Raw genomic sequence first — 16,514 nt, 5'->3', positions numbered from 1 at the left:
CATGACCTTAAAAGAATTACTGGTAGGCTTTGGTACCCAGGTACGCAGTATCTGGATGATCGGCCTGCACGCGTTTGCCAAACGCGAAACCCGGATGTACCCGGAAGAGCCGGTATATCTGCCGCCGCGCTACCGTGGCCGTATCGTGCTGACGCGCGACCCGGACGGTTCCGAGCGCTGCGTTGCCTGTAACCTGTGTGCGGTAGCGTGTCCGGTCGGCTGTATCTCTCTGCAGAAAGCAGAGACGGTAGACGGCCGCTGGTACCCTGAGTTCTTCCGCATCAACTTCTCACGCTGCATCTTCTGCGGTCTGTGTGAAGAAGCGTGCCCAACCACGGCGATTCAGCTGACTCCAGACTTCGAGCTGGGTGAGTACAAGCGTCAGGACCTGGTGTACGAGAAAGAGGATCTGCTGATTTCCGGTCCGGGCAAATACCCGGAATATAACTTCTACCGGATGGCGGGTATGGCAATCGACGGCAAAGATAAGGGCGAAGCAGAGAACGAAGCTAAGCCTATCGACGTCAAGAGCCTGTTACCGTAAGGAGAGGGCAATGGAATTCGCTTTTTATATCTGTGGCCTTATCGCCATCCTGGCTACGCTGCGAGTGATTACGCACACCAATCCGGTGCATGCGCTGCTGTACTTAATCATCTCGCTGCTGGCCATTTCCGGGGTGTTCTTCGCACTGGGCGCGCACTTCGCCGGTGCGCTGGAAATCATCGTCTACGCCGGGGCCATCATGGTGCTGTTCGTGTTCGTGGTGATGATGCTGAACCTGGGCGGCTCTGAAATTGAGCAGGAACGTCAGTGGTTAAAACCGCAGGTGTGGATTGGCCCGGCAATTTTGTCGGCCATCATGCTGGCGGTGATTGTTTACGCCATTCTGGGCGTCAACGATCAGGGCATCGACGGCACGCCGATCGGCGCTAAAGAGGTCGGTATTACCCTCTTTGGCCCATACGTTCTGGCGGTTGAACTGGCCTCAATGCTGCTGCTGGCAGGTCTGGTTGTTGCTTTCCACGTTGGCCGCGAAGAGCGTGCTGGCGAGGTGCTGAGCAACCGCACTGACGACCGCGCGAAAAGAAAAACGGAGGAGCGCGCATGATCCCCTTAACACATGGACTGATCCTCGCTGCGATTTTATTCGTTCTGGGTCTGACCGGTCTGGTTATCCGCCGCAATCTGCTGTTTATGCTGATCGGTCTGGAAATCATGATTAACGCCTCCGCGCTGGCCTTCGTGGTCGCCGGAAGCTACTGGGGCCAGACCGATGGTCAGGTGATGTACATTCTCGCCATCAGCCTCGCGGCTGCCGAAGCGAGTATTGGCCTGGCGCTGTTGCTGCAGCTCCATCGTCGCCGCCAGAACCTGAACATCGATTCAGTAAGTGAGTTGCGTGGATGAACATGCTTGCCTTAACCATTATTTTTCCGCTGATTGGCTTCGTGCTGCTGGCGTTTTCTCGCGGCCGCTGGTCTGAGAATTTGTCTGCGACCGTGGGCATTGGCTCCATCGGTCTGGCTGCGCTGGTGACGGCGTATGCGGGTATCGACTTCTTTAACAACGGGCGTCAGCCTTTCAGCGTGCCGCTGTGGACCTGGATGTCGGTCGGTGATTTCAATATCGGCTTCAACCTGGTGCTGGACGGCCTCTCGCTGACCATGCTCTCCGTGGTCACCGGCGTGGGCTTCCTGATCCACATGTTCGCCTCCTGGTATATGCGCGGTGAAGAGGGTTACTCCCGCTTCTTCGCCTACACCAACCTGTTTATCGCCAGCATGGTTGTTCTGGTGCTGGCCGATAACCTGCTGCTGATGTATCTGGGCTGGGAAGGCGTAGGTCTGTGTTCTTACCTGCTGATCGGTTTCTACTACACCGATCCGAAGAATGGCGCAGCGGCCATGAAAGCGTTCGTCGTGACCCGCGTGGGTGACGTCTTCCTCGCTTTCGCGCTGTTCATTCTTTACAACGAACTGGGCACGCTGAACTTCCGCGAAATGGTGGAACTGGCACCGGCGCACTTCGCTGCTGGCAACAACATGCTGTGGTGGGCAACGCTGATGCTGCTGGGTGGCGCCGTGGGTAAATCCGCGCAGCTGCCGTTGCAGACCTGGCTGGCCGACGCGATGGCGGGTCCAACCCCTGTCTCCGCGCTGATCCACGCCGCGACCATGGTAACCGCCGGTGTCTACCTGATTGCGCGTACCCATGGCCTGTTCCTGATGACCCCGGAAATTCTGCATCTGGTGGGTATCGTCGGTGCGGTCACGCTGGTGCTGGCAGGCTTTGCCGCGCTGGTGCAGACCGACATCAAACGCGTTCTCGCGTATTCCACAATGAGCCAGATTGGTTACATGTTCCTGGCGCTGGGCGTTCAGGCGTGGGACGCAGCCATTTTCCACCTGATGACGCACGCGTTCTTTAAAGCGCTGCTGTTCCTCTCATCCGGTTCCGTGATCCTGGCCTGCCATCACGAGCAGAACATCTTCAAGATGGGCGGACTGCGTAAGTCCATTCCGCTGGTGTATGTCTGCTTCCTGGTGGGCGGCGCGGCGCTGGCGGCACTGCCGCTGATCACCGCGGGCTTCTTCAGTAAGGACGAAATCCTTGCGGGTGCCATGGCGAATGGTCATATCAATCTGATGGTTGCGGGTCTGGTCGGTGCGTTCATGACCTCCCTGTATACCTTCCGTATGATTTTCATCGTATTCCACGGTAAAGAACAAATTCACGCTCACGCAGGGAAGGGGATCACCCACCACCTGCCGCTGATTGTGCTGCTGGTACTGTCCACCTTCGTTGGCGCGATGATTGTGCCACCGCTGAAGGGCGTACTGCCAGACACCACCGAGCTTGAGCACGGTCGCGTTCTGACGCTTGAAATCACCTCCGGTGTGGTCGCTATCGCGGGCATCCTGATTGCAGCATGGCTGTGGCTGGGCAAACGTACGCTGGTGACTGCCGTTGCCAACAGTGCGCCGGGCCGTCTGCTGGGCACCTGGTGGTACAACGCGTGGGGCTTCGACTGGCTGTACGACATGATCTTCGTTAAGCCGTTCCTGGGCATTGCGTGGCTGCTGAAGCGCGACCCACTGAACAGCCTGATGAATATCCCGGCGATCCTTTCCCGCTTTGCAGGTAAAGGCCTGCTGTACAGCGAGAACGGTTACCTGCGCTGGTATGTGGCGTCCATGAGCATAGGTGCGGTTGTCGTGCTGGCGCTGCTGATGGTGTTGCGTTGATCGTTAAGTGAATTTTATTCGAATTCGTTGAAAATCAGGCCCCTGCTGGGGGCCTTAAAAAGGAATGTAAATCGCCATGTTACTACCCTGGCTAATATTAATTCCCTTCATCGGCGGCTTCCTGTGCTGGCAGACTGAACGCTTTGGCGTGAAGATGCCGCGCTGGATCGCGCTGATCACCATGGGATTGACGCTCGCGCTTGGCCTGCAACTGTGGTTGCAGGGCGGTTACTCACTGACCCAGTCTGCGGGCATTCCGCAGTGGCAGTCTGAGTTCATCCTGCCGTGGATCCCGCGTTTCGGCATTACGATCCACCTGGCGATTGACGGTCTGTCGCTGCTGATGGTGGTGCTGACCGGTCTGCTCGGCGTTCTGGCGGTACTTTGCTCCTGGCGAGAAATCGAAAAATACCAGGGCTTCTTCCACCTGAACCTGATGTGGATCCTGGGCGGCGTGATCGGCGTGTTCCTTGCCATCGACATGTTCCTGTTCTTCTTCTTCTGGGAGATGATGCTGGTGCCGATGTACTTCCTGATCGCGCTGTGGGGCCACAAGGCGTCCGACGGTAAAACGCGTATCACGGCGGCAACCAAGTTCTTCATCTATACCCAGGCGAGTGGTCTGGTGATGTTGATTGCCATTCTGGCGCTGGTGTTTGTTCACCACAATGCGACCGGAACCTGGACCTTCAACTACGAAGATCTGCTGAAAACGCCAATGTCCCACGGCGTTGAATACCTGCTGATGCTGGGCTTCTTCATCGCGTTCGCGGTGAAAATGCCGGTTGTTCCGCTGCACGGCTGGCTGCCAGACGCGCACTCTCAGGCACCAACGGCGGGTTCCGTTGACCTGGCGGGCATCTTGCTGAAAACGGCGGCCTACGGTCTGCTGCGTTTCGCACTGCCGCTGTTCCCGAATGCCTCCGCTGAGTTCGCACCGATTGCCATGTGGCTGGGTGTGATCGGTATCTTCTACGGTGCCTGGATGGCCTTCACGCAGTACGACATCAAGCGTCTGATTGCCTACACATCCGTTTCCCACATGGGCTTCGTGCTGATTGCTATCTACACCGGCAGCCAGCTGGCGTACCAGGGCGCGGTGATCCAGATGATTGCGCACGGTCTGTCCGCAGCCGGCCTCTTCATCCTGTGCGGTCAGCTGTACGAACGTCTGCATACCCGCGACATGCGCATGATGGGCGGCCTGTGGAGCAAAATTAAATGGCTGCCAGCGCTGTCCATGTTCTTCGCGGTGGCTACCCTGGGGATGCCGGGTACCGGTAACTTCGTCGGCGAATTTATGATTCTGTTCGGCAGCTTCAAAGTGGTACCGGTGATTACCGTGATCTCCACCTTTGGTCTGGTGTTCGCTTCCGTGTACTCGCTGGCGATGCTGCACCGCGCTTACTTCGGTAAAGCGAAGAGCGAAATTGCTGCACAAGAACTGCCGGGGATGTCGCTGCGTGAGCTATTCATCATCCTGCTGCTGGTCGTACTGCTGGTGCTGCTGGGCTTCTTCCCGCAGCCGATTCTGGATACCTCGCATAGCGCGATGGGTAACATCCAGCAGTGGTTTGTTAATTCTGCTTCTACTACAAGGCCGTAATTCGCCATGACAATAACTCCACAACAACTGATCGCGCTGCTACCGCTGCTGATCGTCGGATTGACGGTGGTGGTTGTGATGCTCTCCATTGCGTGGCGACGCAATCACTTCCTGAATGCCACGCTGTCGGTCATCGGCCTGAACGCCGCGTTAGTCTCTCTCTGGTTTGTTGGCCAGGGTGGGGCGATGGACGTCACCCCGCTGATGCGCGTTGACGGTTACGCCATGCTGTATACCGGTCTGGTGCTGCTGGCGAGCCTGGCAACCTGTACCTTTGCGTACCCGTGGCTCGAAGGCTACAACGACAACAAAGAAGAGTTTTACCTGCTGGTTCTGATTGCCGCGCTGGGCGGCATTCTGCTGGCGAATGCGAACCACCTGGCCGCGCTGTTCCTCGGTATTGAGCTGATCTCTCTGCCGCTGTTCGGCCTGATTGGTTACGCCTTCCGTCAGAAGCGTTCCCTGGAAGCAAGCATCAAGTACACCATTCTGTCTGCTGCTGCGTCCTCGTTCCTGCTGTTTGGTATTGCGCTGCTGTACGCACAGTCCGGTAACCTCTCTTTCATGGCGCTCGGCAAGAGCCTCGGTGACGGCATGCTGCATGAGCCGCTGCTGCTGGCGGGTCTGGGCATGATGATCGTTGGCCTCGGCTTCAAACTCTCTCTGGTGCCGTTCCACCTGTGGACGCCAGACGTATACCAGGGTGCCCCGGCTCCGGTGTCGACCTTCCTGGCGACGGCGAGCAAGATCGCTATCTTCGGTGTGGTCATGCGTCTGTTCCTGTACGCGCCGGTTGGTGACAGCGAAGCGGTTCGCGTGGTGCTGGGCATTATCGCGTTCGTCTCCATCATCTTCGGTAACCTGATGGCGCTGAGCCAGACCAACATCAAGCGTCTGCTGGGCTACTCGTCTATCTCTCATCTGGGCTACCTGATGATGGCGCTGATTGCGCTGCAGAGCGGCGAGATGTCGATGGAAACCGTGGGCGTGTATCTGGCCGGTTACCTGTTCAGCAGTCTCGGCGCCTTCGGCGTGGTGAGCCTGATGTCCAGCCCGTACCGTGGCCCGGATGCCGATTCACTGTTCTCCTACCGTGGTCTGTTCTGGCACCGTCCGATCCTGTCCGCGGTAATGACCGTGATGATGCTCTCTCTGGCAGGTATCCCGATGACGCTCGGCTTTATCGGTAAGTTCTACGTGCTGGCCGTCGGTGTGCAGGCGCACCTGTGGTGGCTGACCGCGGGCGTGGTTATCGGCTCCGCGATTGGCCTCTACTACTACCTGCGCGTGGCCGTGAGCCTGTACCTGAGCGCGCCTCAGCAGCTCAATCGTGATGCCCCAACCAACTGGCAGTACAGCGCCGGTGGTATCGTCGTGCTTATCTCCGCACTGCTGGTGCTGATCTTCGGTATCTATCCGCAGCCGCTGATTGATATCGTGCAGCGCGCGATGCCGCTGATGTAAGGTGAAAGCAAAAAGGCAACGAAAGTTGCCTTTTTTAATGTTTGCGCCCTCTCCCGGTGGGAGAGGGACGGGGTGAGGGCACCAGCCCGCACGTAACGAAAAAACCCGCCTCGGCGGGTTTTTTTATGGTTTGCCCAGCGGCGCTACGCTTGCAGGGCCTACGGGTTTTGTAGGTCGGGTAAGCGTAGCGCCACCCGACTAAGCCAGCTGCTTCCGGCTAATCAACGGTCCGTCAATCTTCTTCATCGAGCGGTCCAGCACTTCCTCAATCACCGACGACAGTTCGTTCAGCTCAAACTTCGCCACATACCCGTCCGCCTTCACCTTGCGAATATGGTCTTCGTTGGCGTTGCCGGAAAGGGAAGAGTGGATCACGACCGGAATGTCCTTCAATATCGGGTCGGTTTTGATTTTGCGCGTCAGCGTAAAACCGTCCATCTCCGGCATTTCGAGGTCGGTCAGCACCAGAGCGATCTTATCGGTGATGGGAACCCCTTCAGCCTGGGCCTGCGCCGCCAGCACACCGATTTTTTCCCACGCGTCTTTGCCGGTGATATGCAGCTGTGCCGGGATCTCCATGGCCTGCAGACCTTTTTCCAGCATCGAGCGCGCCACTTTGGAGTCTTCCGCGACGATGGCGACAGCGCCCGGTTTGATATGGAATTTGGTGGTCTTCAGGTTCGTGGCGTGCAGATCGTGATTGGCCGGGGTGATGTCATACAGGATCTGCTCAACGTCCAGCACCATCGCCAGATCGTTGGTATCGGTCTTCTCGTCAAGACACGCGATGCTGGTGATGTAGCGACCGCTGACGGCGGTTTCCGCCGCATGCACCTGCTTCCAGTCCAGACGCATGATGTTCTCAACCGATTCCACGGCAAACGCCTGCACGCTGCGCGCATACTCGGTGATCAGCAGGATGTTCAGCCCGGTGGTTGGCTTACAGCCCGCCACGGCGGCCAGGTCAATCACCGGGATCACCTGATCGCGAATATTCACCATTCCCATCAGCGGTGACTTCATCCCAGCGGGTTTTGTGAACTCCGGCATCGGCACAATTTCACGCAGCTTAAAGACGTTAATGCCAAACAGCTCGGATTTATTTTCGTTCAGAGAGGTGCCAAGACGGAACAGCAACAGTTCAAAACGGTTCGACAGGGTCAGATTCGCCCTGTCATCAATATCTTTCTGGAAATTATCCATTCTACCCTCGAGAGAAATGCTGACCTTTTAATCGTTATCGGCATCCTGAGGGAAAAATGAAGGACTAAACGCTAACCTGAGCGAAATCTTCGGCCAGCTCACATTCCGGGAACAGCGCGCGGCACTCTGCCAGCAGCTTTTCGCAGCCCCGCGCGTCGTAGCGCGAGCTGACGTGGGTGACGATGAGCCGCCCGACGCCCGCGTCGCGGGCAAGCTGTGCCGCCTGACGCGTGGAGCTATGGCCCCGGCTGTTGGCTTTCTCTTCCATCGCCGTTTCAAGCGTCGCTTCATGCACCATGACGTCCACGCCCTGGGCCAGCGTGAGCGCCGCCGGGCACGGGGCCGTATCGCCAAAAATCGCCAGTTTTTTGCCGGGCTGCGGTGCGGCGAGATAATCCTGGCCGTTTATGACGCGTCCGTCCTCCAGCGTGACGGTCTCTCCGTGCTTCAGACGCTGGAACAGCGGCCCGGGTTTTACGCCGTCGGCCATCAGCGCGGCGGCATCCAGCGCGCCGGGTTTATCATGCGCATCAATACGGTAGCCATAGCACTCCACAGGATGATTGAGCGGTTGAGCGGTAACCCGATAATCCCCGTCGTCGAATACCAGCCCTTCGGCAATCTCAATGACCTCCAGCGGATAATCTGTCCATGACCCGCTCAGGCGCAGCGTAGTTTCGACAAATTCACGAATACCCGCTGGCCCGTAAATCGTCAGCGGGTTGGCGTTACCGGCCATCGAGCGGCTGCACAGCAGGCCGGGAAGGCCAAACAGGTGGTCGCCATGCAGATGGGTGATAAAAATTTTATCCAGCTTGCCGGGGTGGTAAGCGGTGTGTAACAGCTGATGCTGCGTCCCTTCACCGCAGTCAAACAGCCACAGCCCGCCGCGGGTGGGATGCTTAAGATCCAGCAGGATCGCCGTCACGTTTCGTGAGCGGGTTGGCACGCCAGCGGACGTACCCAGAAAAATCAGTTCCATAACGCAATCAGCCCTTTGCCGAACGGGGAGGGGTTTAGTATAACGTGATGAACCCCAGGAAGGAGACTGACATGATCCAGTGGCAAGATTTACATCATAGCGACCTCACCGTTCATTCACTTTACGCCCTGCTGAAGCTGCGCTGTGAAGTGTTTGTTGTGGAACAGACCTGCCCGTATCAGGACATCGATGGTGATGACCTTGTCGGTGAGAACCGCCATATCCTCGGCTGGCGGGATAACGAGCTGGTGGCGTATGCGAGGATTCTGAAAAGCGAAGACGATTTTGAGCCCGTCGTCATTGGCCGCGTCATCATTAGCGGCAAAGCGCGAGGGGAAAAACTGGGCTATCAGCTGATGGAAAAAACGCTGGAGGCGTGCCGGAAACAGTGGCCGGACAAGGCGTTATACCTCGGCGCGCAGGCGCATCTTCAATCCTTTTACGGGCACTTTGGCTTTGCGCCAGTGACGGAGGTATACGATGAAGATGGCATTCCGCACGTCGGCATGGCGCGAGAAGTGAAACAGGCGTAATGGCATCTCGTTGGCTATAGTTAGCGGACTGGTGTACTAACATGGAGAAAAATATGTCATTTCAATCCTGGGATACCCGTATCGACGACGACCTGGCCTTGCTGAGCGAAACGCTGGAAGAGGTGTTACGTTCCTCGGGCGACCCTGCCGATCAGAAATATATTGAGCTAAAAGCCCGTGCCGAGCAGGCGTTGCATGAAGTGAAAAACCGCGTCAGCCATGCGTCAGATACTTACTACTACCGTGCCAAAAAAGCGGTCTATCGTGCCGATGATTATGTGCATGAAAAACCGTGGCAGGGCATTGGGGTGGGTGCTGCCGTAGGGCTGGTGCTGGGGCTGCTGTTAGCCCGTCGTTAAGCCGCTTAACCACTCCCTATACGTGGGTACTGCTATTTATGGCCAGTACCCCGTATAATATGAGGTTTTAACAGGGAGAGGTTCGCGTGAATTCGATTTTCCTCGCGCTGGAGCAATTGCGTACCCAGCTATCGCAAGCGTTACCCGCAGCACCCGGTATACGTCATTTCGACGTCTCTTTCCCGTTAAACGACGCCTTCGATCCCCTCGCCTGGCTGGGCGAGCAGCAGTGTTATCCGCAGTTTTACTGGCAGCAGCGTAACGGCGATGAAGAGCTGGCCGCGCTGGGGGCGGTCAACCAATTTTCCTCTCTGGCATTAGCCTCGCAGTTTTTGCGCGAGCAAAATGCGGCGCAAGATACTCGCATCTGCGGCCTGAACGCCTTTAATCCCGAACAGGGGAGCCTCTTTTTACCGCGACTGCTCTGGCGACGTACCGCCGGCAACGCCACGCTGCGCCTGCAGCTCTGGAGCGACCGCTCGCTTGTGGAGGATGCCCGCGCCGCGCTGGATTTTTTACAGCGGCTTCGTCCTGCCAAATCTATCCGTCCGCTCTCCGTGCAGGTTGAGCACGAAACCCATCAGCCGCAGCAGGCCGAATGGCTGAAACTTATCCGCAGGGCGACGGAGACCATCGCGCGCGGTGAGTTTGAAAAGGTTGTGCTCGCCAGGGCAACCGATCTTCAGTTCACGCAGCGCGTTAACCCCGTCGCGCTGATGGCCGCCAGCCGCGCCCTCAATTTACATTGCTATCATTTCTGCATGGTATTCGATGCCAGCAACGCGTTTCTCGGCTCTACGCCCGAGCGTCTCTGGCGGCGGCGCGGCAAGCTGCTGCGCACGGAAGCGCTCGCTGGCACCGTCGCCAGCCATATCGATGATAGCCAGGCGCAGCGTCTCGGCGAGTGGCTGCTGAACGATGATAAAAACCAGCGCGAAAATATGCTGGTGGTGGAAGATATCTGCCAGCGTCTTCAGCGCTCTACGCGGATGCTTGAGGTACTGCCCCCCCAGGTGGTACGCCTGCGTAAGGTGCAGCATTTGCGCCGCTGTATCTGGACCGAGCTGAAACAGGCCGACGACGAGCAGTGTCTGCTCATGTTGCAGCCGACCGCGGCCGTTGCCGGATTACCCCGACAGCCCGCGCGCGAGTTCATCCAGAAGGTTGAACCCTTTAACCGCGAGTGGTATGCCGGTTCGGCCGGGTACTTATCCCCCGAACAGAGTGAGTTCTGCGTGGCGCTGCGCTCCGCGCGCGTTCAGGAGGACTCCCTGCGGCTCTACGCCGGCGCCGGTATTGTCAGCGGATCTGACCCGGAGCAGGAGTGGCAGGAGATTGAAAACAAAGCCGCCGGATTGCGCTCTCTGCTCCTAAGGGATTAATACAGATTCGCGCAATCCCGATTCATATCAAAATTCCAATTTTTTCTATTATTTATACTGTGTCGCATTCTTGATACCGGACAATCTCATGTCAGTAAGTTCTTTTAACCGACGCTGGGCGGCGGTGATCCTTGAAGCCCTGACGCGCCATGGCGTCAGGCACGTGTGTATTGCACCGGGTTCTCGCTCAACGCCGCTGACGCTGGCGGCCGCAGAAAACCGGGCGTTGATTCACCACACCCACTTTGATGAACGCGGCCTCGGGCATCTGGCGCTGGGTCTGGCGAAAGTCAGCAAAGAACCTGTGGCGGTGATCGTCACCTCCGGTACCGCCGTGGCGAACCTCTATCCGGCCCTGATAGAAGCCGGGTTAACGGGTGAAAGACTGATCTTACTGACGGCCGATCGTCCCCCTGAGCTTATCGACTGCGGCGCCAATCAGGCCATTCGCCAGCCGGGGCTCTTTTCTTCGCATCCTTCGCAGACGATTTCGTTACCGCGTCCCACCCAGGATATTCCGGCAAGCTGGCTGGTCTCCACTGTCGATCACGCCATGGAGACGTTGCGCAGCGGGGCGCTGCATATCAACTGCCCGTTTGCCGAGCCGCTCTACGGCGAGCTGGACGACACCGGTCTTGACTGGCAGCAGTGCCTCGGCGACTGGTGGCAGAGTGAAAAACCGTGGCTGCGCGAGCAGACGCATCTTGAGAGCGCGAAGCAGCGCGACTGGTTCTTCTGGCGGCAGAAGCGCGGCGTGGTGATTGCCGGGCGCATGAGCGCCGCCGAAGGCAAGCTGGTCGCTGAATGGGCGCAAACCCTTGGCTGGCCGCTGATTGGCGATGTGCTTTCCCAGACCGGTCAGCCGCTGCCGTGCGCCGATCTCTGGCTGGGTAACGCGAAAGCTGTCACCGAACTGGCGCAGGCGCAGATTGTGGTCCAGCTTGGATCGAGTTTGACCGGCAAACGGTTACTGCAGTGGCAGGCCACCTGCACGCCGGAAGAGTACTGGCTGGTGGATTCGCTGGAAGGGCGGCTTGACCCGGCGCACCACCGCGGCCGTCGTCTGGTCAGCAGTATCGACGCCTGGCTGACGCTTCATCCGGCTGAGAAACGCAAGCCCTGGGCGGTGGCTATACCGGACCTTTCGCGCCAGGCGTGGGAACTGACCAAAGCGCACTGCGAAGCGTTTAGCGAAGCCGGGCTGGCGCACCGCATTCGCCAGTACCTGCCTGAACAGGGGCAGCTGTTTGTCGGCAACAGCCTCGTCGTGCGGCTGATTGACGCTTTCTCGAAGCTGCCCGCGGGCTACCCGGTGTACAGCAACCGCGGTGCCAGCGGCATCGACGGGCTGATCTCCACGGCGGCGGGCGTGCAGCGCGCCAGCGCGAAATCGACGCTGGCGATCGTGGGCGATCTCTCCGCGCTCTACGATCTTAACGCGCTGGCGCTGCTGCGTCAGGCGTCTGCCCCGTTTGTGCTGATTGTGGTCAACAACAACGGCGGACAGATTTTCTCCCTGTTGCCAACGCCGCAGAGCGAGCGCGAGCGCTTCTATCTGATGCCGCAGAACGTGCAGTTCGAACACGCCGCGGCGATGTTTAGCCTGAAATACCATCGCCCGGAAAGCTGGGAACAGCTGGACGCGGCGTTAAGCAGCGCCTGGAAACAGCCGGGCGCGACGCTGATTGAGCTGGTGGTGAACGAGGCTGACGGTGCGCAGGCCCTGCAAAGCCTGCTGGCGCAGGTGAGCCAGCTGTGATCCTCTCTGGCGTGCAGCAGGCTGGCAAACCGGGCTATCCCTGGCTGGTCTTTTTGCACGGTTTTTCCGGCGACCGCCGCGAGTGGCAGAGGGTCGGTGAAGGGCTCAGCGATTATCCCCGGCTGTATCTGGATCTGCCGGGGCACGGTGGATCCCGGAATCTGGGCGTGACGGGGTTTGACGAGATGAGCACGTTGCTCACCCGAACCCTTCTTAGTTACAACATACTTAAATTGTGGCTCATCGGGTACTCCCTCGGCGGCCGCATTGCGATGTTTCATGCCTGCCAGCAGCCGAAGGGGCTGCTCGGGGTGATTGTTGAAGGTGGACACCCGGGCCTGCAGGATGCCGATGCGCGAAGTGCGCGGCTGGCGTCCGACCGCCGCTGGGCAACGCGTTTTCGCACCGAACCGCTGGAGAAGGTGTTCGCTGACTGGTACCAACAGCCCGTGTTCGCCTCCCTCACGGACGCCCAGCGCGATGCGCTTATTACCCTGCGCAGCCAGAACAACGGCGCGACGCTGGCGATGATGCTTGAGACGACCTCGCTGGCCGTGCAGCCTGACCTGCGTGCCGCGCTTAGCGCACGCGATTTCTCTTTTGACTATCTCTATGGCGAACGGGATGAGAAGTTCGCGGCCCTTGCCGCGGAAGTGAACGCCGTTCGCCATGCCATTCCAGACGCCGGACACAACGCCCACCGGGAAAACCCCGATGCGGTTATCGCGAGTCTGGCTCAGATACTGCGTTATCGAATAAAGGACACTCTATGATCTACCCTGATGAAAACATGCTTTACGCCCCGGTTGAATGGCAGGACTGCTCCGAAGGCTACACCGACATTCGTTACCACAAATCCACCGACGGCATTGCCAAAATCACCATCAACCGCCCGCAGGTGCGTAACGCCTTCCGTCCGCTGACCGTGAAAGAGATGATTCAGGCTCTGGCGGATGCGCGCTACGACGATAACATCGGCGTGATTGTCCTGACCGGCGAAGGCGATAAAGCGTTCTGCTCCGGCGGCGATCAGAAAGTGCGCGGCGACTACGGCGGATACCAGGACGATGCGGGTACGCACCACCTGAACGTCCTCGATTTCCAGCGCCAGATCCGCACCTGTCCAAAACCTGTGGTGGCGATGGTGGCGGGCTACTCCATCGGCGGCGGTCACGTGCTGCACATGATGTGCGATCTGACCATCGCCGCAGAAAATGCCATCTTCGGCCAGACCGGTCCGAAAGTGGGATCCTTCGACGGCGGCTGGGGCGCCTCGTACATGGCGCGCATCGTCGGGCAGAAAAAAGCCCGTGAAATCTGGTTCCTGTGCCGTCAGTACAACGCTCAGGAAGCGCTGGATATGGGCCTGGTGAATACCGTGGTTCCGATTGCCGATCTCGAAAAAGAGACCGTTCGCTGGTGCCGCGAAATGCTGCAAAACAGCCCGATGGCGCTGCGCTGCCTCAAAGCCGCTCTCAACGCCGACTGTGACGGTCAGGCGGGTCTGCAGGAGCTGGCTGGCAACGCCACCATGCTGTTCTACATGACCGAAGAGGGTCAGGAAGGGCGCAACGCGTTTAACGAAAAACGCCAGCCGGACTTCAGCAAATACAAACGGAACCCATAATGCGTCGCGCGCAGGTTTACCGCTGGCAGATACCGATGGACGCGGGCGTGGTGCTGCGTGAACGGCGGTTAAAAACCCGTGACGGCTTCTTCGTGCATCTGCAGCAGGACGAGCGGGAAGGCTGGGGCGAGATTTCGCCGCTGCCGGGCTTTAGCCTGGAGTCGCTGGATGACGCGCAGTCTGTATTGCTGGCGTGGTCGGACGCGTGGCGTGAGGGCGCGGATCCGGCGCTGCCGGACGTGCCTTCCGCGGCTTTTGGCATCAGCTGCGCGCTGGCGGAGCTTGACGGCAGCCTGCCTGAAGAGGCTAACTACCGTGCGGCACCGCTCTGTACGGGCGACCCTGACGAGCTGTTCGCGCTGCTCACCGCCATGCCGGGCGAGAAAGTAGCGAAAATTAAAGTCGGTCTTTACGAAGCGGTGCGCGACGGCATGGTCGCCAACCTGCTGCTGGAGGCGATCCCCGACCTTCATCTGCGTCTTGACGCTAACCGCGCCTGGACGCCGCTCAAGGCGCAGCAGTTTGCAAAGTACGTCAACCCGGCGTACCGCAGCCGCATTGCCTTCCTCGAAGAACCGTGCAAAACCCGCGACGATTCGCGCGCGTTCGCCCGCGAAACGGGGATTGCCATCGCCTGGGATGAAAGCCTGCGCGAGGACGATTTTGAATTTGTCGCCGAGCCCGGCGTCAGCGCGGTAGTGATTAAACCAACGCTGACCGGCAGCCTGGCGAAGGTGCGCGAGCAGGTCGCGGCAGCGCATGCCTCAGGGCTGACGGCGGTCATCAGCTCGTCGATTGAGTCCAGCCTTGGGCTGACCCAGCTGGCGCGCATTGCCGCCTGGCTAACGCCGGATACGATCCCTGGCCTCGACACGCTGAACCTGATGCAGGCTCAGCTTATCCGCAGGTGGCCGGACAGCGCGCTGCCGTGCCTCAACGTCGCGGCGCTGGAGCCGTTGTTATGAGTTTTACCGATTGGCCGTGGCGGCACTGGCGCGCGCAGTTTGCTGATAAACCGGCCCTCAGGCTGAACGACGAGGTGCTCAGCTGGCAACAGCTGTGCGCCCGCGTCGACCGCCTTGCGGCAGAGTTTCACCTGCAGGGCGTGGAGGAGGGCAACGGCGTGCTGCTGCTGGCCCATAATCATCCGCGAACCCTGCTGGCGTGGCTGGCGTTGCTCCAGTGCGGGGCGCGTATTCTTCCCGTTAATCCGCAGCTGCCTCGCCCGCTGCTGGACGTGTTGCTCCCGCAGATGACGCTGCGCTTTGCGCTGGTGCTGGACGGTACCTGCGACGGTCTTCCTGCCCTGAGCATGCGCGAGCGCGCGGGGGAATATCGCGTTGCGTGGCAGCCGGCGCGGCTGGCGTCGATGACGCTGACCTCCGGCTCTACCGGGCTGCCGAAAGCAGCGGTGCATACCTGCGACGCCCATCTCGCCAGCGCGCGCGGCGTGCTGGCGCTGATGCCCTACGGCGAAGACGACGACTGGCTGCTTTCGCTGCCGCTGTTTCACGTTTCCGGCCAGGGAATTTTATGGCGCTGGCTGCAGGCCGGCGCGCGGTTAACCGTGCGCGAGAAACAGCCGCTGGCGCAGGCTTTGCGCGGCTGTACGCACGCTTCGCTGGTGCCGACCCAGCTCTGGCGTCTGCTTAATATCCACCAGCCTGTTGCACTGAAAGCGGTGCTGCTGGGCGGGGCCGCCATCCCTGTTGACTTGACGCAGCAGGCGCGCGAGCAGGGTATTCACACCTTCTGCGGCTACGGCCTGACCGAGTTTGCCTCTACCGTCTGCGCGAAAGCGGCGGACGGCGAGCCGGACGTAGGCTATGCGCTGCCGGGCAGAGAGGTGCAGGTGGTTGACGGTGAAGTCTGGATCCGGGCAGAGAGTATGGCCTCAGGCTACTGGCGGGACGGCGAATTGGTTCCGCTGACCAACGCGCAGGGATGGTTCGCTACCCGCGATCGCGGGGAATGGCATGACGGCCGCCTGACGATCCTGGGCCGCATGGACAACCTCTTTTTTAGCGGCGGAGAAGGGATCCAGCCGGAAAGCCTTGAGCGCGTTATCGCCCGCCATCCGCAGATTAACCAGGTGTTTATCGTCCCGCTGGACGACGCCGAGTTTGGACAGCGTCCGGTGGCGGTGGTGGAGTGCGAGCCGGGAACGGATATCACCTGTTTACCTGACTGGGTCAGGGATAAGGTGGCGCGTTTTGAACAACCCGTCCGCTGGCTGCTGTTGCCGACCGAACTCAAAAATGGCGGCATTAAAGTCTCGCGCCGCGCGTTGCAGCAGTGGGTGAACGCCTCGCTGAAGGGATAATAGCCGTTTCAAATAATTACAATCTACTGA

At 59.3% G+C, this 16,514-nt stretch carries 16 protein-coding genes; 14 read left to right on the top strand and 2 right to left on the bottom strand.

Annotated features, from left to right (window positions below; translation table 11 throughout):
* The first annotated feature begins 1 nt into the window (after window position 1).
* The 6 genes from nuoI (at window position 2) to nuoN (ending at window position 6,316) form a co-directional block, all read left to right on the top strand.
* Complete coding sequence (gene nuoI, locus LBF07_RS04135; RefSeq protein ID WP_003861491.1) at window positions 2–544, top strand: NADH-quinone oxidoreductase subunit NuoI; 543 nt, start codon at window positions 2–4, stop codon at window positions 542–544.
* A 10-nt stretch (window positions 545–554) separates the two neighbouring features.
* The gene (gene nuoJ / locus LBF07_RS04130; protein WP_023312534.1) at window positions 555–1,109 is read left to right on the top strand and encodes an NADH-quinone oxidoreductase subunit J; all 555 of its coding nucleotides are present in this window, start codon (window positions 555–557) and stop codon (window positions 1,107–1,109) included.
* Window positions 1,106–1,408 (top strand): NADH-quinone oxidoreductase subunit NuoK, encoded by a 303-nt coding sequence (gene nuoK, locus LBF07_RS04125; protein WP_003861496.1) that lies wholly within the window; start codon window positions 1,106–1,108, stop codon window positions 1,406–1,408. The genes nuoJ and nuoK overlap by 4 nt, the downstream gene beginning before the upstream one ends.
* A complete protein-coding gene (gene nuoL, locus LBF07_RS04120) occupies window positions 1,405–3,246 on the top strand; it encodes an NADH-quinone oxidoreductase subunit L (protein ID WP_094934236.1) in 1,842 nt (613 codons plus the stop codon). The genes nuoK and nuoL overlap by 4 nt, the downstream gene beginning before the upstream one ends.
* A 76-nt stretch (window positions 3,247–3,322) precedes the next feature.
* A complete protein-coding gene (gene nuoM / locus LBF07_RS04115) occupies window positions 3,323–4,852 on the top strand; it encodes an NADH-quinone oxidoreductase subunit M (protein ID WP_023312532.1) in 1,530 nt (509 codons plus the stop codon).
* A gap of 6 nt (window positions 4,853–4,858) precedes the next feature.
* Complete coding sequence (nuoN, locus tag LBF07_RS04110; protein ID WP_224435111.1) at window positions 4,859–6,316, top strand: NADH-quinone oxidoreductase subunit NuoN; 1,458 nt, start codon at window positions 4,859–4,861, stop codon at window positions 6,314–6,316.
* Window positions 6,317–6,514: 198 nt separating this feature from the next.
* Here the strand turns inward: nuoN and LBF07_RS04105 are convergent, their stop codons facing one another.
* Both LBF07_RS04105 and rbn read right to left on the bottom strand, forming a co-directional pair.
* A complete protein-coding gene (locus tag LBF07_RS04105) occupies window positions 6,515–7,519 on the bottom strand; it encodes a chemotaxis protein (RefSeq protein WP_033146077.1) in 1,005 nt (334 codons plus the stop codon).
* A 64-nt stretch (window positions 7,520–7,583) separates the two neighbouring features.
* Entirely contained in the window at window positions 7,584–8,501 is a 918-nt protein-coding gene (gene rbn, locus LBF07_RS04100) for a ribonuclease BN (protein WP_045888613.1), read from the bottom strand.
* 71 nt (window positions 8,502–8,572) lie between these two features.
* On the opposite strand from rbn, the gene LBF07_RS04095 reads away from it, so the two are divergent.
* The 8 genes from LBF07_RS04095 (at window position 8,573) to menE (ending at window position 16,484) form a co-directional block, all read left to right on the top strand.
* The gene (locus LBF07_RS04095; RefSeq protein ID WP_033146075.1) at window positions 8,573–9,034 is read left to right on the top strand and encodes a GNAT family N-acetyltransferase; all 462 of its coding nucleotides are present in this window, start codon (window positions 8,573–8,575) and stop codon (window positions 9,032–9,034) included.
* Between the two features lie 53 nt (window positions 9,035–9,087).
* Entirely contained in the window at window positions 9,088–9,393 is a 306-nt protein-coding gene (gene elaB, locus LBF07_RS04090) for a stress response protein ElaB (protein ID WP_008500219.1), read from the top strand.
* Window positions 9,394–9,479: 86 nt separating this feature from the next.
* A complete protein-coding gene (menF, locus tag LBF07_RS04085; RefSeq protein WP_094934235.1) occupies window positions 9,480–10,775 on the top strand; it encodes an isochorismate synthase MenF in 1,296 nt (431 codons plus the stop codon).
* 88 nt (window positions 10,776–10,863) lie between these two features.
* Window positions 10,864–12,534: a 2-succinyl-5-enolpyruvyl-6-hydroxy-3-cyclohexene-1-carboxylic-acid synthase gene (gene menD / locus LBF07_RS04080; protein WP_094934234.1), complete on the top strand. Its 1,671-nt coding sequence runs from the start codon at window positions 10,864–10,866 to the stop codon at window positions 12,532–12,534.
* Window positions 12,531–13,307 carry a 2-succinyl-6-hydroxy-2,4-cyclohexadiene-1-carboxylate synthase gene (gene menH / locus LBF07_RS04075; RefSeq protein ID WP_094934233.1) on the top strand — a complete coding sequence of 259 codons (777 nt, stop codon included), beginning with the start codon at window positions 12,531–12,533 and terminating at the stop codon, window positions 13,305–13,307. The genes menD and menH overlap by 4 nt, the downstream gene beginning before the upstream one ends.
* The gene (gene menB, locus LBF07_RS04070) at window positions 13,304–14,161 is read left to right on the top strand and encodes a 1,4-dihydroxy-2-naphthoyl-CoA synthase (protein ID WP_023312524.1); all 858 of its coding nucleotides are present in this window, start codon (window positions 13,304–13,306) and stop codon (window positions 14,159–14,161) included. Before menH ends, menB begins: the two co-directional genes overlap by 4 nt.
* Window positions 14,161–15,126, top strand: a complete 966-nt coding sequence (gene menC, locus LBF07_RS04065; protein ID WP_094934232.1) for an o-succinylbenzoate synthase — start codon at window positions 14,161–14,163, stop codon at window positions 15,124–15,126. The genes menB and menC overlap by 1 nt, the downstream gene beginning before the upstream one ends.
* Window positions 15,123–16,484, top strand: coding sequence for an o-succinylbenzoate--CoA ligase (menE, locus tag LBF07_RS04060; RefSeq protein WP_094934231.1), 1,362 nt, complete (start codon window positions 15,123–15,125; stop codon window positions 16,482–16,484). Before menC ends, menE begins: the two co-directional genes overlap by 4 nt.
* Window positions 16,485–16,514 lie beyond the last annotated feature (30 nt).

This window comes from Enterobacter cloacae complex sp. ECL352, assembly GCF_020149545.1.
GTDB lineage: Bacteria > Pseudomonadota > Gammaproteobacteria > Enterobacterales > Enterobacteriaceae > Enterobacter > Enterobacter asburiae_B.
Note: the sequence above shows the minus strand (reverse complement) of the source record. Positions and strands in the feature narration are given on the sequence as shown.